Consider the following 25276-nt stretch of genomic DNA (forward strand, 5'->3'; position numbering starts at 1 on the left):
TGCAAGTAATTTTTTAATGATTAATGGGGATGCCTAATAGTCTCCTGATTAGCGATAATTTGTCTGGTAACATGAAAAATACTGAAAACCTCGTTGTTGTTCATCTAAGTGCCACTGCAGTCTATGTGGTAATCGGCAGTGTCGTCTCTGCAAAAGACATTCGTATCATGGGTGTCGGTCAAGTCAAAAACAACGATTTTTATCAAGGTCGAATCAAGCATCGCGAACGGCTACAAGGCGCTATCAAACAAGCCATTCAAGAAGCGGAAGATACCGCAAATTGCCGCGTACATAGTGTTTGGCTAACTCTAGCTACTCCTGAGCTCTTGAGTAAGAATAGTATCGGGCAAGTCGCTGTAGAGGAGGAGGTCGTTCTAGCAAAAGATATGGTGCAGGCTTTATCCAGTGCCAAGGCGCAAGATTTACCGTCTGATTATTATTTAATGCACTGCTGTCAGCAAGGTATCTATATCGATGATACCGACACTATGGTCGATGACGCCATTGAGATGATCGCCAAAAACATCACCGTTCTTTATCACATGATGATGATGCCAGTCGCTAGTCGCCAAAATATTCAAAAACTGCTACAAAGCTGCGATGTCGGCATCGATCATATTGTTTTTGATGCTGTTACTAGTGCAGAATACAGCCTGATAAGCGAAGAGCGCCAGCAAGGGGTTTGTTTGGTTAATATAGGCGCGAGTACTACTAGCATTTGCGTTTATAAAGAGAATAAGCTTATCTTTACGCATTGTATCGCTAGTGGCAGTCACGAGGTTACTATGGATATCTCAGCCGATATCGGTATCTCGATGATAGAAGCTGAGCGACTAAAAAAATCTCATGGTACAGTCGATATTCATAGCGTTGACCCTGGCGCTTTTCATCTGTTTAAACCACAAACAAGTGGTGATGAATTTAATGTCAGTTTGCATAATTTAGCCCGTATTATCGAAGCTCGTTATATTCAGATATTCACTGAGGTGGCGCGCCAACTACATCAAGCAGAACTGATAGGCTTTATCGATTGCGGTATTGTGTTAACAGGGGGCGGTAGTACGATTAAAGGCATGATACCCTTTGCCAAAAAACTATTAAAGATGCCAGTGGTGATGTCTAATACTCATCCGGACATTAGTGCCTATAATCACTTTGATAGTGAAGACACCTTTAAGCAGCTTAGTACTCAGGTTAATGACCGCGCTTATCATACCGCTTTTGGAACTTTGTTATATAGTCAAAGCGAGCAGTTTCGCCATAGTGAACAAAGCGAGCCTGAAGCTATTAAAAAGAGTAGCGTAAAAGTCACCTTTCAAAAGGTAGGTCAGCGTTTTACTAATGTGTTCAAAAAAATACTGTAATGCTTTTATGGCGATAAGTTTATTAAAAGCGGATTAGTGCTATATTATTTTGGTACCCTTTTTTTGATTATTTTATTCAAATACATTTATATATAGTAAGTCGATAGCATCGTAGATAGCTAGAAGTAGTCTATGGCTAGCGTATGTCGACCCTTAAGCTATTTGCAACTGGAGAACCCTTTTTATGTCAAAATATACTATGCCAGATGATAGTCAAGTTCAAGATAATGGCCAAGCAAGATTCACCGTATTTGGGGTCGGCGGTGGCGGTGGTAACGCGGTTGAACATATGGTTCAGCAAGGTATTAGAGGCGTTACTTTTGTTTGTGCTAATACCGATAGACAAGCTCTTGATCGTTTAACTGCTCCAAATAAGCTACAACTTGGCGCAAAAACCAATCGCGGGCTTGGTGCTGGAGCCAATCCAGAGGTAGGGCGTGAAGCTGCTGAGAGCGAAGAAGAAGCCATTCGCGAATTGCTACAAAACTCAGATATGGTCTTTATTACCGCAGGCATGGGCGGTGGTACTGGTACTGGAGCGGCTCCCGTTGTGGCTCGTATTGCCAAAGAGTTAGAGGTGCTAACCGTTGCTGTAGTCACTACGCCATTCAAATTTGAAGGTGGTAAACGCATCAAAGCTGCCAAAGCGGGTATCGAGCAGTTGACTAATTTTGTCGACTCTATTATCACAATTCCTAATGATAAGTTGATGAGCGTCTATGGCAATATCTCCATGCAAGATGCTTTCAAAAAAGCGGATGATGTATTACTGCACGCGGTGCAAGGTATCGCTGAGACTATTGCTAGCGAAGGTATGATCAATATTGACTTTAACGATATTCGTACCGCTATGACTGCTAAGGGTCATGCGATGATGGGTATTGGCCGTGCTAGCGGTGATGATCGCGCCCGTCAAGCGACTGAAAAGGCTATTAGATCGCCACTGCTTGATGATTTACGGTTAGAGAATGCCAAAGGCCTACTCGTTAACGTCATCTCTTCTGAGTCACTATCTCTGGATGAGATGAGCAAAATCAGTGCCATTGTTGATGAGATTACCGATATAGATGAAGCGCATATCTTTTATGGTTCTGTTATCGATGAGAAGATGGGCGATGATTTGCATGTAACCGTTATTGCAACAGGTCTAACTTTGGATGAGAATGCAGGCAAAGAGGTTGAAGAGCCGCCAGTGCCTTCGGTTAATAGTACGCAGTCAGTAGATCCAAGCTTGCATACTAGCGCTTTAAATAGCCAAAAACAGAATCAGGCTCAGCAGTATCAAGACAGCGCGCCACGAGCATCAGTCAAAGAGCAGCCACAAACAAAGACTAATAGCATTCAAGATTATCTAAAACGTCAGCAAAACAAATAGTATTAACTCACCGCTCTTTACTCTCAGTTGTAAATGACTAAAACCAGCGTCTAAGCGCTGGTTTTTTTTGCCTAAAAATTATTATCTCCAGCATAAATAAATATCAGAACTGACTTTTTTTGTGAAGTTTTATAATTATTATTAAATAATTTACATTTTGAAACATCGATAGTAACAGCGTTATTAGTCATTATCGAAAACTCTGCAGCCCTTGATTTTATTATGGTTTACTACCTATAGATGATTAAATCTAACTAGAAAAATGGTTATGACAAGTATTGTTAATGACTATAATAGACAAATTAGTGTTTTTTTACTATAGCGAACGGGGGCATGCTAATGGTACACTAGGCCAATTGTAACAAAATATGTGAGAGAGCAGCCATGAATCAAAGAACTATTAAAACAGTTATAGCGGTCACTGGTACCGGCTTACATAGTGGCGAGCCTGTCAATTTAGAGTTTCATCCACAGCCTATCGATACAGGCGTGGTCTTTGAGCGCTCAGATATACCGGGGTCAGCTCCTATCCCTGCTAGTGCTTTTTTGGTACAAGACACTATGATGTCGTCCAATCTAGTATTCGGTGGTACGCGTGTCGGTACGGTTGAGCATTTATTGAGTGCTATAGCGGGTCTTGGGGTAGATAACCTGTTGATTCGCGTCTCAGCTAGTGAGATTCCTATTATGGATGGTAGCGCCGCTCCTTTTGTTGGGTTACTACTACAAGCTGGCTTTATCGAACAAGAAGCACCAAAGAAGTTTTTGAGAATAGTTAGACCAGTACGTGTCAAAGTAGAGGATAAATGGGCAGAGCTGCGTCCATATGAAGGTTTTGAGATGAACTTTGAGATCGACTTTGAACATCCTGCTTTTAATAAAAACTTTCAGCATGCGCAGTTTTGTTTTTCGACACAGAATTTTATTGAACAGGTCAGTGAAGCTCGTACCTTTGGCTTTATCAAAGACATAGAAGCACTACGCAAAAATAATCTAGCTCTAGGCGGTAGTATGGATAATGCCATCGTTATTGATGAGCATAGAGTGTTGAACGCTGAAGGACTACGCTTCAATGATGAGTTTGTGCGTCACAAGATATTGGATGCACTAGGCGATTTATATTTGATTGGCTATCCTATATTAGGTCGTTTTAGTGCCTATAAATCGGGTCATGCGTTGAATAATTTATTGGTTCGTGAGATTTTATTTGATGCTAGTAACTTTGAAATTGTAACATTTGATGACAATGTAAGCTGTCCTATCGAATATTTACCGCTTTCAAGATTAGCTGTTGAAGGATAAATACACGAATATACAGGATGTATCGCAACATTTACGCAATATTACATAGTTTACGAAGCAAAACATCCTCAATTTTTACTATATAAAAAAGCTAATAATAAGTAGAATTGCTGAAAGTTAGGTAATACAAAAGCTGACAGCTATCAAGTAACGTTTAATGAAGAAGCCAGATTGATGGTAATTTTCATTAAGCGTTTTTTTTCGCCTGAAATTTTTGTGATATTAGTTCAATATGAGCAGTTTTTTAGAGCGATTTTTACATAAGTTTACAATGTAAAGCAGATTATTTTAGTCTTTTATCAGCCGCAAAAGTGCTTTTTTTAGGTTTTTATCCGTGGTGACATGCTTTGCAGCCTGTGATATAGTCCGCTTTGTGTTTTGGCTAAGAGCCTGATTTACATTGGCTTGGTGCAAGGTTGAGACGGCTGCTGAAGAGACTGATTTATCGGAAACTTTAGATAAATTAGCAGGTAAGTGAGTTACCACGACGTTGATTTGTTTGAGTTGTTGAAATGTAATCGACTGCTCGGTTAACACTGATAAATAAGCGTTATGTAAGTAGCGAATATGATTAGCAGCTGTTACCGAACTCACACTAAGCGTCAATTGCTCATTGGTTAGACCAACCACCCAACAGCTATTAAGTATCTCTTCTGGTAGACACTCTACCAATAGCTTTTTTATCTCAGTGGTGGCTTGCGTAAATAGACGCATGTTATCGCTTAAGCTTCGAGGTAGCGCGCTACCAGCAAAAGCTTGATGATCGATAAGCTGAGCGAGTTGATTAGGTTGTTTTTTTGACATCGTATTGCTCATGGCTAGACATAAGGTTGAAGCGGTCAATCTACGAGGCGTATGACAGGACTAGTAATGATGCTAGTGTCGAGCGCTTAAGACTAGAGGGTTAACTGCGATACCTAGGATTTTATCACGATTGTTTGATAGTTATATCCTTTAAATTAATTGATGCTTCGTTATGGATGACGGGCGCTCTTGTATTAACAATAGGTAGTAAAATTTATGAAACAAGCTTTATTAATTTTGTCAGTACTGGGAATGGGCATAGCACAAACGAGTGGTGCTGTCGAAACGACCTTTCAACCAAATAATACCTTGAGTCATACCATCACCAATATCTCTGCTGCTTCGAACTACGGTTCTAGCCAGAACATCTACAGCACTAACAGCGGTGCTCACGTTTACAGCAATGATGAAATCAGCCAAGCTATCGATAATCTAAGCGCCCATGCCAAGCAAAAAGAATACCAGCTTGCTTCATTGACAAGTCGTTTATCATACGAGCGTCAACAACAAATTCGTAGTAATATTCCAGACAGCAATTCAGCACCAGCTATCGCCGCTGCTAATGCCTCAAGAGTTGCTTTATCTAGAAGCTCTGGTTACTGTGCTCGTTATGTGCGTAAAGCGCTACAATCTGCCGGTTATGAGTTTACTCCAAACCCGTCTGCTTATCAGTATGCTACCCGTGGTACGCTAGCTAATGCAGGCTTTAGTAAAATCAGTAATGATACGCCGCCGCAAATCGGTGATGTAGTAGTCTTCAATCGCACCTCAAGCCGTCCACATGGCCATATTCAGATATTTGATGGCAGTGGCTGGGTTTCTGACTTCCGCCAAAACAGCATCAACCCTTATAGCGGTACACACAGCTATACTACTTGGCGCGATTCAAAATACGTTGATGATGCATCAAACCGTGGTATCTACTTAGCTATGGCTGATAAATAACTCAGCAAACCCTAAGCTTATAACCGTTAAAGCCTACTAAAAACCCAGTAATGCTCTCAATGACATTACTGGGTTTTTATGGTTTAAGATAATAGTTTAAGTAAAAAAGTAATTAAAAGCTAATGTTTACTATGGCTAAAAACGCTCCAATGTTGGCGCTGGTGAAAGTCAGCTGGAGCAGCATGAGCCGGAGCAAAGTAGAGCGCCACCTGATCAAAATAAAGAATCACACACGGATGTATTAGAGTTTTATCATTTATTGCTAAGGGATAAGGCAGCTGTGCTAATGGCAAACATAAACTTCGCCGATAGTTATAGTTATCGGTTTTGATCATATTAGTATGGGTAGTATCGGTGGGAATAGCCCTCTGAGTAGAATGAGCATCTAGCCAATGGATTTGTGCTCGCAGGTTACTGCCAGGCTGTAATAAAGCCACAGGCGGCAAAGTAGCTGGCTGACGATAGTTCTCAAACTGATAGAGAGCATAGCGACCATCTGGATTGGCATTGATCTCAATGTAGCGGTTTGCACTCATACTGATAAAACACTCAAGGCAAGTCTGCTCCCAGAGATAATCATCAAAAGCTACGTTGTTTTGCTGCCATAAAGACCATTGTAATGACTCAGCCAAAGCTTTTTTAGGTAACTTAATCTCATAATTTAGCTTTAAACAAGCGTTTGTGGCATTGTCTTTTAAACCTTCATTATCTAAACACTCATTCTCGGCCTGCTGAGAAATATAAGCCGTTACTTCTACTTTAATCTGTAATAACTGCTCCGTAGTCACGCCGATCTCTTTGGCATCATGACTTAAGTTATCGGTGGCAAGTTTAAGGGTAAAAGTCTGACTCATGCTAATCATTCTCTATAACGGGCTAAACTGCTAAATGGATAAAGCTAATAAATAAACCGCATAAATAAGGCCGCAAATGATTAAAGTTGCGACCTTGATATTGACACTGTATTTGATATTAAAACTGTGACGATTATAAAGTCGTCGATGCTATCACTATTGAGAATGACGAGCTAAGTTTGACAGCTTAGGGTTAGCGTTAGGGTTTTGGCGTAGCAGCAGTGCCATACGGCCAATAGTGTGAATAACGTTGGCTTTAGCAGCTACTGCAATCTCATTACTCACGATATCGCGCTCATGTTTTGTGCCTGCTGGTAGCTTTACTTTAATGAGCTCATGATCCGTTAAAGCTCTGTCAATCTCTTCAGCGATAGCCGGGGTGACACCTTTATTACCAATCATCACGATAGGCTTTAGCTCATGGCCGATGCTTTTTAAGCGTTTAATAGTAGCGTTATCAAGTTCCATAAAATTCCTTATGTTTATTTAAATAAAGAGTAGTTTTAGTAGTGAAATAACCAATAGCGGCTGTTATAGCACGAGGATTACTTCTACAAAAAAGTTAATTAGCATTATAAGTAATATAAGACTATCTTGCATGAAATCGGCAGGATTTTGCACGATTTTAGGTGAGGGAAATGTTAAACTGCGTTTATTGCTGCATTATAGAGACGCTTAGCGTAGGTTGATAGAGTCAATATCAAATAAAACTATCACACTCAGCATTTTATAATAGTTAAATCATAGTTAGTAACTATAGGAGCAAGTGTTTTGGCTACCCGCATTGAAAATAAAAAACTATCAAAAAGTAGCCGTGCTTGGATGAAAGAGCATCTAGACGACCATTATGTCAAGCAAGCACAAAAAGACGGTTATCGGGCGCGCGCCGCTTATAAATTGCTGGAGATTAATGATAAGACCAACATCATTACCAAAGGTATGACGGTAGTAGATTTAGGCAGTGCGCCAGGTAGTTGGTCGCAGGTGGCAAGTAAGCTTGTTGGCGAAAAAGGCACGTTAATTGCCTCTGATATTTTACCGATGGATGCTTTGGCTGATGTGACCTTTATTCAAGGTGATTTTCGTGAAGCCGATGTTTTTGAGAGTATCATGGCTGAGGTGGGCCAAAGACAAGTCGATGTGGTGTTATCGGATATGGCACCAAATACTGCTGGTAATAGTGCAGTTGATCAGCCGCGTATGATGTACTTGTGTGAGTTGGCAGTAGATTTTGCATTAGCGACTTTGCCTACAGGCGGCGCGCTTATTATGAAGGTGTTTCAAGGCGAGGGCACCCAAGAGCTACGTCAGCAAATGCAGCAAGATTTTAGCAAGATTCGCAGTATAAAACCGGCAGCTTCTAGAGCGCGCTCCAAAGAGATGTTCTGGGTAGCGATAAAATAGTATAAATTATGGCTAGCAGCTGTAGCTTTTAAGGCTTAGTTATCAAGGTTTTAGCCAATAAGCTGGTTTATTTTAATAGCGCTAAAAAGGGCATTTTAAACGTCTTTGAGCAATATTGAGACTGCTACAATAGTTAACCGAATAATAGGGTCTAACGGTTGAATTGTGCCGACTAGAATCATATATCATGGTATATTAACTTTATTTGAAGCTGTTATGAGATGAAGTTATTTAATAATAACCGCTTATTTATATTAGTTTTATCTTTTAATAGTGACCTTTAGTCACCATATATAAAAGACACTAAATTAAATAATCAGTTAACGCTTTGAAGGCGTCACGTGTTTAATAAACACACTAATAAGTAGGGATGGGAAAGCTTGTGAGCGACATGGTAAAAAATACCTTATTGTGGCTGGTAGTAATCGGCGTTCTAGTGCTAGTTTTCAGTGGCTTTGATAAATCATCTGAGCCTGATAACCTTAATTACTCTGAATTTGTGACCGCTGTGTCCGAAAATCAGGTAGCTAGAGTTGAGATCGATGGCGAACAGATCACTGGTGAGAAGAAAAATGGTTCAGCATTTGAGACCATTAGACCCGCTGTGGCTGATGAGCAGCTGATGCCACTGCTACGTGAAAATCAAGTCGAGGTGGAAGGTACGGCACCGAAGCGTCAAAGCGTATTGATGCAGCTATTGATTGCCAGTTTCCCCATTCTGTTAATCATTGGTTTGTTTTTATTCTTCATGCGTAATATGCAAGGCGGCGCAGGTGGCAAAGGCGGTGGCCCGATGAGCTTCGGTAAATCCAAAGCTAAGATGCTAACCGAAGATCAAATCAAAGTGAACTTCGATGACGTAGCAGGCTGTGAAGAGGCTAAAGAAGAAGTCGTTGAAGTGGTCGAGTTTTTGCGTGACCCTGACAAATTTACTAAGCTTGGTGCGACTATCCCTCGTGGTATTTTGATGGTAGGTCCTCCTGGTACTGGTAAAACCTTGCTAGCTCGTGCTATCGCTGGTGAAGCTAAAGTACCGTTCTTCTCAATCTCAGGTTCTGACTTTGTGGAGATGTTCGTCGGTGTTGGTGCTTCGCGTGTTCGTGATATGTTTGAACAAGCCAAAAAAAGCGCTCCTTGTATCATCTTTATCGATGAGATTGATGCAGTCGGTCGTCACCGCGGTTCAGGTATGGGCGGCGGTAATGACGAGCGTGAGCAGACGCTTAACCAGTTACTAGTTGAAATGGATGGCTTTGAAGGTAATGAGGGCGTTATTGTCATTGCAGCAACCAACCGTGCTGACGTGTTAGACAAAGCTTTATTACGTCCGGGTCGTTTTGATCGTCAAGTACAAGTGGGCTTGCCAGATATCAAAGGCCGTGAGCAAATCCTTAAAGTGCATTTGAAAAAGCTACCTAATACTATTAGCGTAGATGCTCGTGCATTAGCTCGCGGTACACCCGGTTTTAGCGGCGCGCAGTTAGCTAACTTAGTGAACGAAGCGGCATTGTTTGCGGCACGTCGCAATAAGCGTAGTGTTGATATGAACGACTTTGAAGATGCCAAAGATAAGCTATATATGGGCCCTGAGCGTAAATCGATGGTTATCCGTGAAGAGGAGCGCCGAGCTACTGCTTATCATGAAGCGGGTCACGCTCTAGTAGCTGAGCTACTACCGGGTACAGATCCGGTGCATAAGGTTACCATTATGCCGCGTGGTTTTGCGCTTGGAGTAACTTGGCAGCTTCCTGAGCATGATCAGACAAGTATGTATAAGTCAAAAATGCTCAGCGACATTGCTATCTTGTTTGGTGGTCGTATCGCTGAAGAGGTGTTTATCAATCAGATGTCTACCGGTGCTTCTAATGACTTTGAGCGTGCTACCAAGATGGCACGAGCAATGGTTACTAAATACGGTATGTCAGACGCGCTAGGCATTATGGTTTATGAAGATGATGATAGCTCGCAAGGTTACTTTGGTGGTGGCGGCCGTACTATCTCTGAGGCCACTCAGCAAAAAGTTGATGAAGAAGTACGCCGGATGTTAGAGGAGCAATATGATATCGCTCGCGAGCTTATCGAAGCCAACCAAGATAAGATGCATGAGATGGTCGATGCGCTGATGAAGTGGGAAACGATCGATCGTGACCAGCTCCAAGATATCTTAGCGGGTGAAGAGCCACGTCCACCCAAGGTTTATCAGCATAACGAAGTTAATCTATCTAAAGATAGAGGTAAACCTGAAGGTACTATTCCGCCTCCACTACCGGCAATGTAGTATTAGTAGCTCATTAATAGAATTATTAAAGCCCTTTATTAGTAAAGGGCTTTTTTGTGGCTAAAATTTAGAGTTTATGACTTAGGTTTTATGACTTGGAGTTTATGATTTAGAACTTATTGTTTAGCCGCTATCAGTCAGGATCGATTAGCAATTAGGTTTTGTTAGTAGCGATTTCATAGTTAGAGTTTAGAAATGCGGCTCATTTACTGATATGATGTCCTAAAAACTCCAACACTTTTATCTATAACTATTTATCTAAATTGGACGGTTTATGTCATTATTTAAGCCTTTACCTGCCTACAGTATAACGGCGCGCCATAAAACCCTAGATTTATCACAACCACACATCATGGGTATCCTAAACGTCACTCCAGACTCTTTTTCAGACGGCGGTCAGTTTAATGCTGTTGATAACGCTGTTGCTCATGCTCAAGAGATGATGGCAACAGGGGCTACTATCATCGATATTGGCGGCGAATCCACGCGTCCTAATGCGCAAGCCGTAGCTACTAAAGAAGAGATACAACGTGTCATCCCAGTCGTCAAAGCGCTTCGACAGCAATTTGGTGACGATATTTGGCTATCTATCGACACTAGTAATCCGCAAGTGATCGAAGCGGCTTTTGCTGCTGGAGCAGATATTTGGAATGATGTTCGCGCGCTAAAGCGAGCAGGGGCGGCAGCAATGGCAGCAAGGCTTGATATCCCAGTGATGCTAATGCATATGCGTGGTGAGCCGACTACCATGAATAACTTAGCGCACTACGAGGATGTAGTCGGCGAAGTAATAACGGAGCTAGTCGAGCGTACTGAGGAAGTGATAAGCCTTGGCGTCAAACGTGATAAGATTATCATTGACCCAGGTTTTGGCTTTGCCAAGGACTATGAGCACCATTGTGCGCTATTAACACAATTAGATCAGCTACAGCGTTTAGATTTACCGCTAATGTTTGGTATTTCGCGCAAGCGCTTTTTGGCGCAAGTGCTTAATCGTAGCCATATAAAGTCCTTTCAAGACTCAAAAGCTGTGGAGCGTGATGTTACTAGCAGCGCTGCTAGCTTGTTTGCGCTACAACAAGGCGCTAGTATTATTCGTACTCATAATGTAGCTATGATGCAGCAAGTCGTAGCATTATGGCAGCAATTAACCGATTATAAAAACCAAAACAACCTATAGAGATCCATTTATGACTACCCAACCAGAACCCACTACTGAGCAGCGCCGCATTATTTATCAAGCTCGCCGCGGCCTAAAAGAGCTAGATTTTTATATCGATCCTTATGTCAAAGAGATTTATATAACCGCTCCTGCTGATGAACAAGCCACTTTCGCTGAAATGCTTACTTATGAAGATCCTGATCTACTTGACTATTTTACTAATCAAAGCCAGCCTGAGGATAAATCAGTGTGGGAGCTCGTTAATAAAATAAAAACCTGGCGTCATGGCAAGGATTTAGTATAGAGGTTCCCTATAGAGAGTAGTTAAATGCCAATGCCGCGATTATCTTTACGAATTGATAGTGCTATCAAGCCTAACAGTTATCTGCGCGCGTTGCTTTATATCACTTTGACTACGGCACTAGTCATACTGTCTTGGCTAGCAAAATTATGGCTTTGGCAGTATATTTTGATATTAATTAGCGCGGCTGCAGTGGTCAGTTATCTAGCTCTATCAAGACCTATTTTATTGCATATCAGTCAGCCTCCGCTTAGCAAGCGAGTAGATAGCGGTTGGCAGCTATTGATGCGTACTAGCCGCGCTGATGAGCTCTGGCAAGCTAAGCTATCTAGTGTTAAATCTTATCCTTGGTTAATACACTTAAAAATGGTGATAATTGAGCCTTATAAACGCCCTTTTACCGTGACGATATTTCGGGATCAAGTCAATGCTGAGCAGTGGCGACAATTGAGTATCTTGGCTAATAGTATAGACACCTCTAGTCAGCATGAGCAGGATTCCAAATTTATATAGCTTATACAAGCCATAACAAAACAGCCTCCTAGTTATACAAACGGATTTGTTATATTGACGGCTAAGAAATAGTAAGAATATATAGTCAAAAAATGCTTAAGCCATAATGCTGTTTTTTATTAAGTTTCAGATTTTGACAGGTATTATTAACTATTATTATAAATAACCAAAAAAGGATAGGGATATGAGTTTATTAGGCAATTTAGTCACGCAAGTGGCGCGCAGCGCTATGGCACCTGATGATGCCCAGCGCAACCCAGTCAATCAGCGTATAAACCCACGTCGCACAGGTGGTCTTGGCGATATTTTAGGTAGCGTTTTAGGAGGACAGACAACCGCTAATAACCGAGCCGGAGGTTATCATCCCCAGCAATATGAGCGTCAGCCCGATCATGGTTTTGGTTTAGATGATATCTTGGGTGGTTTAACAGGTAGTAGTCAGCGCAGCGGCATGAGCTCTGGTGCTGGTGGACTTGGCGATATATTAGGAAGCGTATTAGGCGGCGGACAGGCTAATAAAAGCGGCTTTGGCGGTAAAGGTATGCTGGTAGCGGCACTACTACCAATGGTACTTAGCTGGATACAACGTAATGGCGGTCTTAGCGGTGCGTTATCGAAGATTACTAGCCTAGGGCATGAGCAGCAGGCTCGCTCTTGGATGAGTAATAATGAGCTTAATGATAATCTAGATCCTAATGAGATTAACCGCTTATTCGATGAAAACGAGATTCAGCAAGTTGCCGCGCGAACAGGAGCCAACGATAGTGAAGTCCGTCAAGGCCTAGCCGAGCTATTACCTGAGGTGATGAACCAGCTAACTCCCAATGGCAATTTGGAGAATGAAAACGAGGCCAATCAAGAGATTGAGCAAATCATTAGCCAGTTATCCAGTCGTTTGGGAACCTTAAGATAATATGATAATTCACCAAGCTATCATTAAGAAAGGAGCTCTGTATAAAAGAGGCTCCTTTTTTAATGATTAGTTTTCCACAATCTTGAACTATAAATCGGTTTTTTAGTTTTGATGAATGTTCAATAAGCTTTTAATTAAACGCTCTAAATCAGAAGTACTCTAAATCAGAAACGCTCTTCTAGCGTCTCTAAGGTATAGTTTAACGCTTGAAAGCAGATATCACTTTTAAAACCGCGATATTGCAAAAACCGTAATTGCTTGGCTTTATCCTTCTGCTCTTTAGGAATCTCATTACCATATTTTTTTGTGCGAGCTTCAACTGCTAATTTTAGCCAGTCCACTCCTGCCACTAAACTATCCGCGCTATCATCCACGAACTCGCTAAACTCTTCCGACTCACTATTGGCCATATCAATTAGCTCATCTAGGTTGCTCGGCATAGCTATTTTTTTCTTATAAAACTCTTGCTTAATACGCTCGCGACCACGACCTTTTCGAATATTTTCTCGGATTAGCATAAGAGTAGTGCGGTAATCACTTTGATAGCCTTTGTCGCTAAACTCTTCTAATAAAGCGTCGATTTTATCCTCGTCTTGTTCTTTATCGATGAGCTTTTGCTTCAACTCAGCTTTACCAAATTCACGGCGTGACAAATAATAAAAAGCTAACCAGCGCAGACGACTTTCCGCCTTGATAGCATCAATCTCGCTTTGTTTTTGTTCAGGGGTACGCAGATAAGCTTTTAACGCTGAGGGTAAGTTGTCTATTTCGCTCGTGGTTAAAGTATCGATATAGCCATGGCTAGTAGCGTCATTAGCACCTTTGTGGTTAGTAGCTATTTGATTATCATCGTTTTCAGTCCTACTTTTGGCATTATTACTAGTACTATGAACGTTGCCTTTAACTTCTGCTAGCATCTGCTGGATACTTTGCGGCTCTGGTGGCTCATAAGCAGGGGTATCGTTAGGCTCAGCTATAAAGGTAGCGGCAGCATGAAAGCGTTTTTTATTGTTAGCACGCTTTTTGGATAGGCGCTTAGCAGATTTTGACAATGAATTAGGATCAGATAAGTCATCAGAAAAAAAGTGCGGATCGCTAACATCTATCGAAGAAGTGTTATCTGCTTTATCTTCAAACGAGGTGTTGGAGTCATTTTTAGTACAATTAGTCTTAATATTCTGTTGAGTTGAGCGTCGTGCTTTTTTTGACTTTCTGCGATGAAATAATTCAGTTTGAGTCAGTTTTGCAGGTTTTGAACCCGATTTTGAGGAGGGCTTTGAGTTTGTTTGCTTTCGCTGTTTACTTTTGGACACAGCAGAGCTAGCCGAATCGGTATCCGACTCGGCTAGTATTTCGGCTAATGTTTTAATCTGCATCTTTAACCTACAATTATCTTTGTCGTGCTAATAAAGTAGTAAATAACTACTCTATTGGCATCTCTTGCTCAGCCTCACTATCAGCGGCAACTTCATCAGCTTCGACTCTGTTGTAACCCGGGACTCCAAGCTTTTCAGCGCGAATCTTGGCTTCAATCTCTTCGGCAATGGCAGGGTTTTCTTTTAAATAGATAACCGAGTTGGCTTTACCTTGACCTATTTTTTCATCGCCATAGCTATACCAAGAGCCTGCTTTGCCAACCGCGCCAATCTCAACCCCTAGATCGATAACCTCAGCTAAATGGTTAGTGCCCTCGCCATAGGTAATCTCAAACTCGGCTTGACGAAAAGGTGGTGCCATTTTGTTTTTGATCACTTTGACACGGGTTTGGTTACCAATGATTTCATCACCGTTTTTCACCGCGCCAATACGGCGAATATCCATACGTACTGAAGCATAGAACTTCAAAGCGTTACCACCTGTAGTGGTCTCTGGGCTACCAAACATAACGCCGATTTTCATACGGATTTGGTTAATAAAGATAACCATACAGTTAGAGCGTTTGGCATTACCAGTAATCTTACGTAGCGCTTGACTCATCAAACGCGCTTGTAGACCCATGTGTGAATCACCCATCTCGCCTTCGATCTCAGCGCGCGGAGTCAATGCCGCCACCGAGTCAATAACGATTAGATCGATAGCACCTGAGCGAACTAACATATCGGTAATCTCTAATGCTTGCTCGCCATTATCAGGCTGAGAGATTAGCAAATCATCAGTATTAATACCGAGCTTACGAGCATAAACCGGATCTAGCGCATGCTCAGCATCGATAAAGGCACAAGTACCGCCTTGCTTTTGACACTGGGCAATCGCTTGTAGAGTCATAGTGGTTTTACCTGAGCTTTCAGGGCCATAAATCTCAATAATACGGCCTTTAGGTAAACCGCCGATACCTAAAGCGATATCTAAACCTAAAGAACCAGTTGAGACCACATCGACATCTAACGCTGCTGAGTCATCACCTAAATGCATAATGGTGTTCTTACCAAATTGCTTTTCGATCTGACCTAATGCCGCTTTTAGAGCTTTAGCTTTATTTTCGTCCATTATGGACTCCTTGTTATTCATGAATAATTTAAGGTAAATAATTTAAAGATATAGAGAGTACTAAGTCGATAATAACCTGTCAGCATAGCAGCAGCACAGTATATTGATATCTATACTAGGCACAAACGTCACATCTAACTTTACTATACAGCAAAAAAACAACTTAGTAAGAGTGAAATTAAGTTTATAGAAGTTAATTAAACAACGAGAGCTGAATCGTCAATCAACTATTAGTAGAGCTTTATCTATTAAGATATTATTGCTAAAACGCTTCTACATAATAGAATAATGAAGGTAAAAGAGATAAGACAAAGAACTAAAAACTCAGCCTCTCGTTGTTAATTAGATAAGGTAATTATAACAAAAACCAAGGGCGATAATGAGGGTCAACTTACTCTAAGCGACAGTAGATGTCGCATAAATTATAGGCTTTTACTTTATTAAATTAACAACATTTTTGCTCTGTTTTGTCAAGAGAATAGGGAGTTATCCACAGCGAAAAAAGTACAATTATTTCTTGGCTGTGAAACATAGATAATAATAGAATTTATTTTAAAATAATTCAAAATAAATTTTTTAGGATTTGAATTGATTATAAGTTATTGATTTTATTATCATTATAAATTGTATAAAAAATGACCAATTTTACCTAACCCTTTAGGCTATCAACTTAAATCGCTGTCAAGTAGCTAGTTATCCACAGGGTTATCCACAGCTTATGGGGAGAACTCTGCAAGCCCTTATACTATCGATGTTTGCGCAGATCATAGAACTAGCCATGAATTGTGAAAGCCGATGAAAGGCTAGGATTATTATTAGTATCTTATGATAATAAGGCTGGTATAAGCAAGGTTTCACATACTATAAGAGCCATAACTTGACTGTTTAGCACCAGCTAAGCTTATGATAGAAGCGGTTTGCTACTAAACTTCGCCAGTAGTGAGGTAGCAGTTAACTAATAGAGCAGGTGCTTCTCACTGTATAAGCTTTATAGTAAACTTGCAACGATAGACACAAAAAAACGGCTGTTTTTAGCAGTCGCTAGGTAGTTTCAAAGAATTAAGCTAATAGTGGTCAGTGCTTAATGTAGATCAAGTCCCATACTCCATGATCGCGCTCTATCCCGCGGCGCTCAAACTTAGTCATTGGACGAAAGTCTGGACGCGGGGTAAAGTTACCTCTGCCCGCTTGATTGCTTAGTCCTGCAAAATTATCTAGTACCTCAAGCATCCAAAAAGCATAATGCTCCCAGTCCGTGGCAGTATGAAACCAGCCACCTTGCTTTAGGCTACGAGTGACAATAGCCATGCGCTCAGGACTCACAAAACGGCGTTTGTAATGACGCTTTTTTTGCCACGGATCAGGAAAATACAGCTGGATACGATCAATATGGTTCTCAGGTAACTGCTTGAGTAATTGAATAGCATCGCCATTGATGATTTTGACATTCGTTAGATTTTGGCTGCCCGCCATATAAGCACATTTACCGATACCCGGCTCATGGACTTCGATACCAACGAAATTACGGGTAGGGTCGGCAATAGCCATCTCAATAAATGAATCGCCCAATCCAAAACCAATCTCTAACGTCAATGGCGCGGCGCTACCATTGGGGCTATCAGCGAATAATACGCGCAAATCATCGATACCTTGCAGATTACCATCACCAAAACTATTATTAACCAAATACTGAGCAAATTGAGGATCAGTCAATGCTTGCTCAGCATTTTTATTCATGTGCGTACGGCGTTTCATAAAGGTGTTAACGATACGAATATGCTTATCGTTATCCGCGTTATCGTCAGTAGGGCTGTTATTAGCAGAGCTATTAGGGTGAGATTGTGGACTCATAGGATTACTAGAACTTTATAAAGTGATAAATAGATCGCTATTATAAGTTAAATCTAGCTGACTTTTAAGTGAAATCTAAGTTGCTGCTAATAAGCGGTAATATAGAGATTATTTGAAAGACTTGAGGCATTAATTGAGCGTATTTATAGTGCTATCATAGAGGTATTTGATGAGTTAATCATTCAAGAAGATCGACAATTTTGACAATCGAACAGCTCCCTAACCTCAAAAGCAACAAGGCCCAATGCTATGTTATTTATCGAGACGGATTCGCCGCCCCCTTTTTATCAAGAAAAGCTAACGCCAGCGCGACGCAAGCAGTTAGATCAGTGGTTTATTGGTCATCGTACCCAGCAGTATTATCTCAAACGTTTTGAAGAGTTTGATAAGCAAGGCTATTTATCACCTAAATGGCATTGGGCGGCTTTTTTTATTACCTTTCCCTGGCTGCTGTACCGTAAGCGTTATATGGATGCTATCGTCTATAGTGTCGCTGGTTGGTCGTTTATTCAGCTAACTATTACTATCGTGTTGGTGTTTTTTGAATTTGCCGCCATGTCATTTATCCCAGATGCTTACCAGATGCCCGTACGCATAGCTATTGCAGCGATTATCTGGTTCTACTGGTCGTTTATGGTGGCACGCTGGACAGATGCTTATTACTACCGAATGGCAAGGCGTGAGATTGCCGATGCGTTAGATAATCATCCGCGCGATGAGGCCGCGCAAAAAGCCCATCTACGCCGTGAGGGTGGGGTAAGCTTATTTGGTTTAGGATTAGGCTTTGCTATCTTCGCTTTTGCATTGATGGTTATCAAGGTGCAGTTTTTGCCCATTATTGCTAAGCCCAAAGAGAATGAGGTGCTATTTGATGCTTATGATATTACCAAAACGGCGCAAAATAAAGTGGCTTTGGCTTATCAAAAAACCGGTCGCTGCCCGGTCGATTTGCCTATAGATATGGGCAACAATAAAATAAAAGTCACTGTTGCTACTCAAGCTGCTGGCGTACCAGAAACCGACTGTACAGTAACAGGGACTATCCAAAACGTGCATTTTCCGCTGCGTTATCTCAATGGTCAGACACTAGTTTTTTATCATCTACCTGAGAATGATAATTGGCGTTGCACCAGCTCGCTTAATGAGAAGCAAGCTCCGGCTTACTGCATAGCGGACTAATAATAGCGCAAAACAATAATTAACCGTTGGAGTCTGGTACCGAGCTTTTTTCTTTATCATCAACAACGATAGCTTGGTTTCTAAGCTCTTCGTAAAACTCGCTTAAGTCCATTTTGCGCGCCTTGTCGATATCTTCATCAAATAGGCTTTCAAGCTCTGCCATCGCTGATTGTGCTGATTCAATCATGCTGGCTTCATCGTCATAGATGGCTTGTTGACGCTCGATGAGATCATCATCGTAATCACGAAACGTCTGTACCGTCTCGCGTGCTTTTTCAGGAGAGATGCCTAATAGTTGTAGCGACTCGCGTGACATATCTAACGATGAGAGGTAAGTCTCACGCCAAATGTGACGGACGCCTACTTCGCGTAAGCGGTAATAATGCTGTCTATCACGGGCACGGGCTAAAAGAATTAAATCAGGGTAGTTCTTATGCAAATACTCAGCCGTGGTGATAGAGCGCTCTAAATCATCAATGGCTAAAATGAATAGCTTAGCTTTACTAATGCCAGCGGCGCGCAGAATCTCAGGGTTTTTGGGATCGCCATAATAGACCTGATTACCAAATTTGCGTACAAAATCCACTCGATTAGCCGAGCGCTCAATAGCAGTAAATTCGATATTGTGCATCCGTAACACGCGGCCAATAATCTGACCAATACGGCCAAAACCGGCGATAATGACCTGATGCTCATGATCAGGAATGGTATCGTATTCGCGGCTAGGCTTACGCTTAGCAAATAAAGGCTCGCCGACTTTTTCTAACAATAAAAAAGCCAGTGGTGTCAGTGCCATAGAGATGGTCACTACTAAATTAAGAGTATTAGCCAGCTCAGGCTGTAACACATTTTGCGCGCTTGCCACACTAAACAACACAAAGGCAAACTCACCGCCCTGCGCTAAAGTCACCCCAAGTCTGATACTGGTCGGTGAGCGATTCCCTGAGAGCTTGGCAATAGCCGCTACCACTGCAAACTTAATAAACATCAAGGCCATCGCACAGCCTACAATAAACACCGGCTTTGCCATAATGAGCTTGACATCGGTGAGCATACCGACTGACATAAAAAACAGCCCTAACAGCAGCCCCTTAAAGGGCTCAATACTTGCTTCTAGCTCGTGACGGTACTCTGAATCCGCCAATAGTACCCCTGTCAAAAACGCTCCTAAAGCCATCGACAGACCGATTTGCTCCATCAAAATAGAGACGCCCATCACAATAAATAAAGCCACAGCGGTTAACAGCTCGGTTGCGCCACTAGAGGCTACGAATTTGAAAAAAGGCCTGACGATATAACGGCTAGAGAAAATTAGACCGGCAAAAACGGCGAATACTTTGCCAAAATAAATCAAGTCATAACTTTGTTCGCGTACCCCTGATAAAAAAGGAATGACGGCGAGTAGTGGAATAACGGCGATATCTTGAAATAACAAAATAGTAAAAGCTTCGCGACCATGAGTGCTAGAGAGCTGCTGCTTTTCGGTGAGTATCTGTAAGACAAAAGCGGTAGAGGAGAGCGCTAAACCAAAGCCGACGATAAAAGCGGTGTCCCAAGCTAAAGCGAAAAGCTGATGCAAGATAACCATCAGTAGCACACCGGTTAAACCCACTTGTAAGCCGCCAAGCACAAAGATGGAACGACGCAGCGCCCATAGACGCGAGGGCTGTAGCTCAAGGCCAATGATAAACAGCAGCATAACTACGCCAAATTCGGAGAAATGCAGCAAACTCTCGGCATCACCTGCGACATCTAGCGCGCTTGGCCCTAGTATCAGTCCCGTAATTAGATAGCCCAAAACCGTAGCAATACCAAAGCGTTTGCCAAGAGGCACGAATAGTAATGCTGCTCCCAAAAAAATAGTCGCTTGTAACATCAAGTTTGGAGAGCCGGTGGCGGCTGCGAACATAGTAAATCCTTAGCGGTCGATATAAAACGTAACGTTATTATTAATCAAAAAAAGGCTATTGGCTTATTTTTTTCGATAAATTTTCCACATTGAGTTATCGGCAATCGGATTACTATAGGCATCATTACGACGTTTGCGCGGTGTTTGCCGACTATCGACAATTTTGAAATCAGGCAAAGCATGGACAATCAGTCCGGTACGATAAAAGCGGACGCGCTCAGGCTCTAACATCTCGCCCTTACTATCTCGGCAAAAGACATAGGCGCGCAAATCAATAAACTCGCGATGGGCTACCAAACGCGCTTCATCATCATTAGCAAAAACCGCTGCCATACGCTCAAGCTCTTGCTCACTATAATCACCGCATTTTTCAACCAAAGCGGCTACTGAGCCAAAGCTTTTGGACTCTTTGGCACGAGTTTTGGTTAGGTGTAGGCGCTGCACATGAAAGATAAACTGCGGTATCTCTAAGCTGGCAGGTAGGGGCAGATAATCAGGAGGCAGATAAGCGGCAGGATAAAAAGCCATGGCTCTATCTATTAGCGGTTGCCAGCGCTGCCGATACGCTTGTACCTCCTTCAGATTGCCCTCAAAGATAGGCATATCGCGAATTTGACGCAGAATATCAGGCGGAAACTGCTCGTTACGAAAACTGGCAATATCTTCTTGTAGCGCCGATAACAGCGCTTTCGCCTGCTTTTTACCGTCTTTTGAGACAGGGTCATCGATGTAGTCGGGGGCAACAAAAGCTGCTGAGCGTCTAGACATGGCAATGGCTCATTCGTAAATAAGTAAAGATAATAACAACCGTTTTTTGGTCAAATAACATCTTAAAAAGCCGTTCATTATAGATAAAGCGATAGTTATTATAACCTTATAAACGTCTACACGTTCAAGTTGTTTGCAAACAGGTTTTATGTTTTTTGGAGTTAAAGAGATGCTAAAGCACTATCAAAACCAGTCTTATAGATCAATGATTGTGCCCCATATGGCTACCTGTATTTGTTACTGGGCGCTCAGAGATGTCACAAACTAGCGCGTCACTATGAGTCATGGTTTGGGGATGCGATAGACTTTCGACCTGAATAGTAGCATGATGAATACTAAGCGCTAATAGGCTTTGTTCCAAATTTGCAATCAGTACGCTTGACTCAGAGATGCTCATATCACCATCAACCACGACGTGACAAGATAGCGCGTTTAGACCACTAGTGATGCTCCAGACATGCAAATCGTGAACCCTATGCACTAGCGGATGGCTAAGTAATTGCGCCTCAACCTCAACCAAAGAGATACCCGCAGGCGTACCTTCCATAAGAATATGCACCGAATCCCGTACCACCCGATAGCCACTGATTAAGATTAAAATAGCGACAATGACCGAAGCGAGCGCATCGGCCCATAACCAGCCAAATCCTATCATAAGTAGCGCGGCAATAATCGCTGCCACAGAACCCATCAAATCGCTCAAAACATGCAGATAAGCGCTTTGCATATTTAGATTAACTGGCTCTTTTGTCTCTGTTTTTTTATTATCTAGCGCGTTATTAAGATTAGATGATGCTGACTTTGCACTATTGTTATCATTATCATGTGCGTGACTATGGCCATGTCCATTACCAGCGCTGCTACCTCTATGCATCAGCCATGCTACTAAAATGTTTATTAACATACCAATAGTGGCAATGATAAGCATGCCTTGCGTGGCGATATCAGGCGGCGAATTAAAGCGTTTGATAGCCTCATAAAAAATCATCAGCGCGATAATGACCAGCGTGGCACCATTGACACCAGCGACCAAAATCTCAAAACGCTTATAGCCAAAGGTTTTTTGATGAGTGGCGGCCTTTTCGCCAATCTTGAACGCCATCAAAGTAGCGCCTAAGGCTACGGCGTCGCTAAGCATGTGACCGGCATCAGAGAGTAGCGCTAGACTGCCGGTGAGCCAGCCACCAATAGCTTCGATAATCATGTAGCCGGTGATGATAACAAAGCTAATCAGTAAAGTACGCTGATAGCCTTTGGTATCTCGCGGCGCAGTAGTCTGCTCTAAATGCTCGTCGTGATCATGATGGTCTTCATCATCGTAGCGATGATTATTGGTATCATTATCAAGAGGATTGTGGTCTTTATGGTTGGAATGATTGGCACTCATAAATACGCCCTATATGGTTAACGGTTTAAATTTAACACATATCTATTTTGGGCGCTGTAATCACCGAGTAAGCGTAGCCTTAGCAAAGGTATCCATTTAGCAGTTAAGCGCTTAAGCCCTTACCAACCGACAGGATCAATATCTAAGGTAAGCTTGAGATACTTAGTGCTAGGTAAAGCTAGCACTGGCTGCCACCATAAGTTAAGAATATGATGAAGCTGAGCTCTATCTTTAGCTAACAGCAGTAATTGCGAGTGATAGCGGCTATTTTTTTTACTCATTGGCGCATCAATAGGGCCTAGCACGGCAAGCTTATGATCTGTAGGTAAATTAGCTACCGCGTCTTTGAGCGCTTGGGTAGTGGCGGCTAAGGTTTTGCCTTCACAGCGAATCAATGCGGCATGGCTAAAGGGAGGCAGCCCCATCATTTTGCGCTCTTGTAATAAGGACTGGGCAAAGGATTGATAGCCATCTTTGACAAGCTTAAGCAGTAGCGGATTATCAGGTTGGAGCGTTTGAATTAACACGCGACCGGCTTTATCGCCGCGTCCAGCACGCCCCGCGACTTGGATCATTAGCTGAGCGGTATGCTCAGGCGAGCGAAAGTCTGCCGATAAAAAGCCTCTATCAGCATTAGGCAAGCAAACCAGCGTAACATTAGGAAAATGATGACCTTTGGCGACCATCTGTGTGCCGACTAATATCGCAGGCTTGCCTTCGTTGATACGCTGATAGATATTCTCCCAACTGTCTTTACCCCTAGTGGTATCACGATCAATTTGAATAATAGGGTAGAGAGTCTTGCTGGTTTGCGGATTGGCAAAAAGCGCGTGCAGATTTTGGCTAAGCCTTGTGGTGCCTATGCCTTTGGCGTCTAAGTTTTGGCTCGCGCAGTCCGGACAGGCAGTGGGGATATAAGCTTGCCAGTCACAGTGATGGCATTTGAGGTAAGAGTTGCTATGATTTTGGTTACTATAATGCACGGTCAAATGAGCATCACAGCGCGGACAGTCCGCTTGCCAGCCACAAGCTTCACAAAGCAGGACGGGGGCATAGCCGCGGCGGTTTAGGAATATAAGTACTTGATCGCCAGCTTCTAAGGTTTGGCGAATGGCGTTAATCAGATCGTCAGTCAGTCCCGTATCGAAACGCGCGCCATTATCTTGGACTTGTTGGTGAGTACTTTGCAAACGGGCATCTATTAGCTGCATCGTGGCAGGTTTGGCACTTCCAGGACGGCTAATCAATCGACATTCAATAAGCTTGGCCTCTTCAACTAACTTTAGGTGCTCAAGTGTCGGTGTAGCGGTACCTAGCACTACTGGAACCTTGTATTGGAGTCCACGATATAGCGCCACATCCGCTGCATGATAGCGTAGCGTATCTTGCTGTTTATACGAGCCATCATGCGCCTCATCGACGATAATTAGCCCTAAATTGGCAAAAGGATAAAGCACCGCTGAGCGGGTACCGATGATGATTTGAGCGTGACCGGTGCGGCAATCTTGCCAACCTTGCAAGCGATAAGTGTTCGTCATGCCTGAATGTAATAGTACTATTTGCGCGGCAAAACGACTGGCAAAACGCGCTCGAGTCTGCGGTGTCAGGCCAATCTCTGGCACTAGTATGAGCACTTGCTTGCCCGCTTCCAATACTGTTTGCATCGCTTGCAAATACACTTCGGTTTTACCACTACCAGTAATGCCGTTGAGTAAGATACCGGCATAGTGCTCAGCTTGGTGAGCGGCAACAATAATCTCAACCGCGTGCTGTTGCTCATCATTGAGAGTGAGAGGCATTTTGGCTAAGCTTACTAGCTTTGGAGCCGATTTGTGCTCAATATAGCGCTCAATCAAACCTTTATCTTCTAGCGTTTTTAAAAAGCTACGCTGCATCCCTTCTAACAATAAAACATCTTCACTTGCACCGCGCTTGCCATGTAACTTTAGCATATCAAATTGCTGTTTTTGTTTATTGGCATTTGGATGAAAATCAGCATCAGTAACGTGCGGTAAAATACGCCAATGGGTAATTAGCAAGTCCAGTGGCTTACCTTGGCGCACTAAGCTTGGTAGCATGACTGATAATACATCACCTAAAGGATAATGGTAATAGCGCGCCAACCAATGCGCCAGCTTTAGTAAAGGACTATCGACGATAGGCTCATCATCCAAACAGCGAGTGATAGCTTTGAGCTTATTTACAGGTACATCGCTATCGAATCTTGCCCTATGAGTCACTACAATACCAATCAAGGTTTGCCTACCAAAAGACACCTCTACGCGGCTACCTATTTTGGGTAGGGCAAAGTCTGCGGGCACGCTGTAGTCAAATACCCGATAAAGGGGTACCGGTAGGGCAACTTGTAGCAACATAAATAATGCTCGCAACCTTATTAAGGACTATAACTCATATCAAAATAGTAGGGACTAACTAAAGAGTGCTGTAGTTGTGCCAAAACTCATGCTCTAAAACAAACA

The 25276-nt window shown here is 42.4% G+C and carries 21 protein-coding genes; 11 read left to right on the forward strand and 10 right to left on the reverse strand.

Translation table 11 applies throughout. From position 1 onward, the window contains the following. The first annotated feature begins 29 nt into the window (after positions 1-29). The 3 genes from ftsA (at position 30) to lpxC (ending at position 4041) form a co-directional block, all read left to right on the forward strand. A complete protein-coding gene (ftsA, locus tag M0N77_RS01205) occupies positions 30-1364 on the forward strand; it encodes a cell division protein FtsA (RefSeq protein WP_353102783.1) in 1335 nt (444 codons plus the stop codon). 184 nt (positions 1365-1548) lie between these two features. Continuing rightward, positions 1549-2739, forward strand: coding sequence for a cell division protein FtsZ (ftsZ, locus tag M0N77_RS01210; protein ID WP_353102785.1), 1191 nt, complete (start codon positions 1549-1551; stop codon positions 2737-2739). Between the two features lie 384 nt (positions 2740-3123). Further along, positions 3124-4041, forward strand: a complete 918-nt coding sequence (lpxC, locus tag M0N77_RS01215; protein WP_353102787.1) for a UDP-3-O-acyl-N-acetylglucosamine deacetylase — start codon at positions 3124-3126, stop codon at positions 4039-4041. Positions 4042-4329: 288 nt separating this feature from the next. On the opposite strand, the gene M0N77_RS01220 is transcribed toward lpxC, so the two are convergent. Continuing rightward, positions 4330-4845 (reverse strand): hypothetical protein, encoded by a 516-nt coding sequence (locus M0N77_RS01220; RefSeq protein WP_353102789.1) that lies wholly within the window; start codon positions 4843-4845, stop codon positions 4330-4332. A 216-nt stretch (positions 4846-5061) separates the two neighbouring features. On the opposite strand from M0N77_RS01220, the gene M0N77_RS01225 reads away from it, so the two are divergent. Further along, complete coding sequence (locus M0N77_RS01225) at positions 5062-5790, forward strand: CHAP domain-containing protein (protein ID WP_353102791.1); 729 nt, start codon at positions 5062-5064, stop codon at positions 5788-5790. Between the two features lie 119 nt (positions 5791-5909). Here M0N77_RS01225 and M0N77_RS01230 read toward each other — a convergent pair whose 3' ends face one another. Further along, entirely contained in the window at positions 5910-6644 is a 735-nt protein-coding gene (locus M0N77_RS01230; protein ID WP_353102793.1) for a hypothetical protein, read from the reverse strand. A 156-nt stretch (positions 6645-6800) separates the two neighbouring features. After that, positions 6801-7112, reverse strand: coding sequence for a YhbY family RNA-binding protein (locus M0N77_RS01235; RefSeq protein WP_353102795.1), 312 nt, complete (start codon positions 7110-7112; stop codon positions 6801-6803). 303 nt (positions 7113-7415) lie between these two features. On the opposite strand from M0N77_RS01235, the gene M0N77_RS01240 reads away from it, so the two are divergent. The 6 genes from M0N77_RS01240 to M0N77_RS01265 all read left to right on the forward strand — a co-directional run bounded on the left by M0N77_RS01240 (position 7416) and on the right by M0N77_RS01265 (position 13215). After that, positions 7416-8048 carry an RlmE family RNA methyltransferase gene (locus M0N77_RS01240; RefSeq protein WP_353102797.1) on the forward strand — a complete coding sequence of 211 codons (633 nt, stop codon included), beginning with the start codon at positions 7416-7418 and terminating at the stop codon, positions 8046-8048. A 382-nt stretch (positions 8049-8430) separates the two neighbouring features. Further along, positions 8431-10326 (forward strand): ATP-dependent zinc metalloprotease FtsH, encoded by a 1896-nt coding sequence (gene ftsH / locus M0N77_RS01245; protein WP_353102799.1) that lies wholly within the window; start codon positions 8431-8433, stop codon positions 10324-10326. A 274-nt stretch (positions 10327-10600) separates the two neighbouring features. Continuing rightward, positions 10601-11506 carry a dihydropteroate synthase gene (gene folP, locus M0N77_RS01250; RefSeq protein ID WP_353102801.1) on the forward strand — a complete coding sequence of 302 codons (906 nt, stop codon included), beginning with the start codon at positions 10601-10603 and terminating at the stop codon, positions 11504-11506. Between the two features lie 10 nt (positions 11507-11516). Further along, the gene (locus M0N77_RS01255; RefSeq protein ID WP_353102803.1) at positions 11517-11792 is read left to right on the forward strand and encodes a succinate dehydrogenase assembly factor 2; all 276 of its coding nucleotides are present in this window, start codon (positions 11517-11519) and stop codon (positions 11790-11792) included. 24 nt (positions 11793-11816) lie between these two features. Beyond that, entirely contained in the window at positions 11817-12302 is a 486-nt protein-coding gene (locus M0N77_RS01260) for a hypothetical protein (RefSeq protein WP_353102805.1), read from the forward strand. A 184-nt stretch (positions 12303-12486) separates the two neighbouring features. Beyond that, positions 12487-13215 carry a YidB family protein gene (locus M0N77_RS01265; RefSeq protein WP_353102807.1) on the forward strand — a complete coding sequence of 243 codons (729 nt, stop codon included), beginning with the start codon at positions 12487-12489 and terminating at the stop codon, positions 13213-13215. 164 nt (positions 13216-13379) lie between these two features. On the opposite strand, the gene M0N77_RS01270 is transcribed toward M0N77_RS01265, so the two are convergent. From M0N77_RS01270 to trmB, 3 genes are all read right to left on the reverse strand, one after another. Then, positions 13380-14591 (reverse strand): regulatory protein RecX, encoded by a 1212-nt coding sequence (locus tag M0N77_RS01270; protein WP_353102809.1) that lies wholly within the window; start codon positions 14589-14591, stop codon positions 13380-13382. A gap of 46 nt (positions 14592-14637) precedes the next feature. Then, positions 14638-15702 (reverse strand): recombinase RecA, encoded by a 1065-nt coding sequence (gene recA / locus M0N77_RS01275; protein WP_353102811.1) that lies wholly within the window; start codon positions 15700-15702, stop codon positions 14638-14640. Positions 15703-16776: 1074 nt separating this feature from the next. Further along, positions 16777-17553: a tRNA (guanosine(46)-N7)-methyltransferase TrmB gene (gene trmB / locus M0N77_RS01280; protein ID WP_353102813.1), complete on the reverse strand. Its 777-nt coding sequence runs from the start codon at positions 17551-17553 to the stop codon at positions 16777-16779. 249 nt (positions 17554-17802) lie between these two features. Between trmB and M0N77_RS01285 the strand changes: the two genes are divergently transcribed. Further along, a complete protein-coding gene (locus M0N77_RS01285) occupies positions 17803-18732 on the forward strand; it encodes a DUF2628 domain-containing protein (RefSeq protein ID WP_353102815.1) in 930 nt (309 codons plus the stop codon). Between the two features lie 19 nt (positions 18733-18751). Here the strand turns inward: M0N77_RS01285 and M0N77_RS01290 are convergent, their stop codons facing one another. The 4 genes from M0N77_RS01290 to M0N77_RS01305 all read right to left on the reverse strand — a co-directional run bounded on the left by M0N77_RS01290 (position 18752) and on the right by M0N77_RS01305 (position 25171). Continuing rightward, positions 18752-20641 carry a monovalent cation:proton antiporter-2 (CPA2) family protein gene (locus tag M0N77_RS01290; protein WP_353102817.1) on the reverse strand — a complete coding sequence of 630 codons (1890 nt, stop codon included), beginning with the start codon at positions 20639-20641 and terminating at the stop codon, positions 18752-18754. 63 nt (positions 20642-20704) lie between these two features. Next, positions 20705-21409 (reverse strand): hypothetical protein, encoded by a 705-nt coding sequence (locus M0N77_RS01295; protein ID WP_353102819.1) that lies wholly within the window; start codon positions 21407-21409, stop codon positions 20705-20707. Positions 21410-21611: 202 nt separating this feature from the next. After that, positions 21612-22796 carry a cation diffusion facilitator family transporter gene (locus M0N77_RS01300; protein WP_353102821.1) on the reverse strand — a complete coding sequence of 395 codons (1185 nt, stop codon included), beginning with the start codon at positions 22794-22796 and terminating at the stop codon, positions 21612-21614. A 119-nt stretch (positions 22797-22915) separates the two neighbouring features. After that, on the reverse strand, positions 22916-25171 hold the full coding sequence (locus tag M0N77_RS01305; protein ID WP_353102823.1) for a primosomal protein N': 2256 nt from the start codon (positions 25169-25171) through the stop codon (positions 22916-22918). Between the last annotated feature and the right edge of the window lie 105 nt (positions 25172-25276).

Source organism: Psychrobacter sp. AH5 (assembly GCF_040371085.1).
Lineage (GTDB): Bacteria > Pseudomonadota > Gammaproteobacteria > Pseudomonadales > Moraxellaceae > Psychrobacter.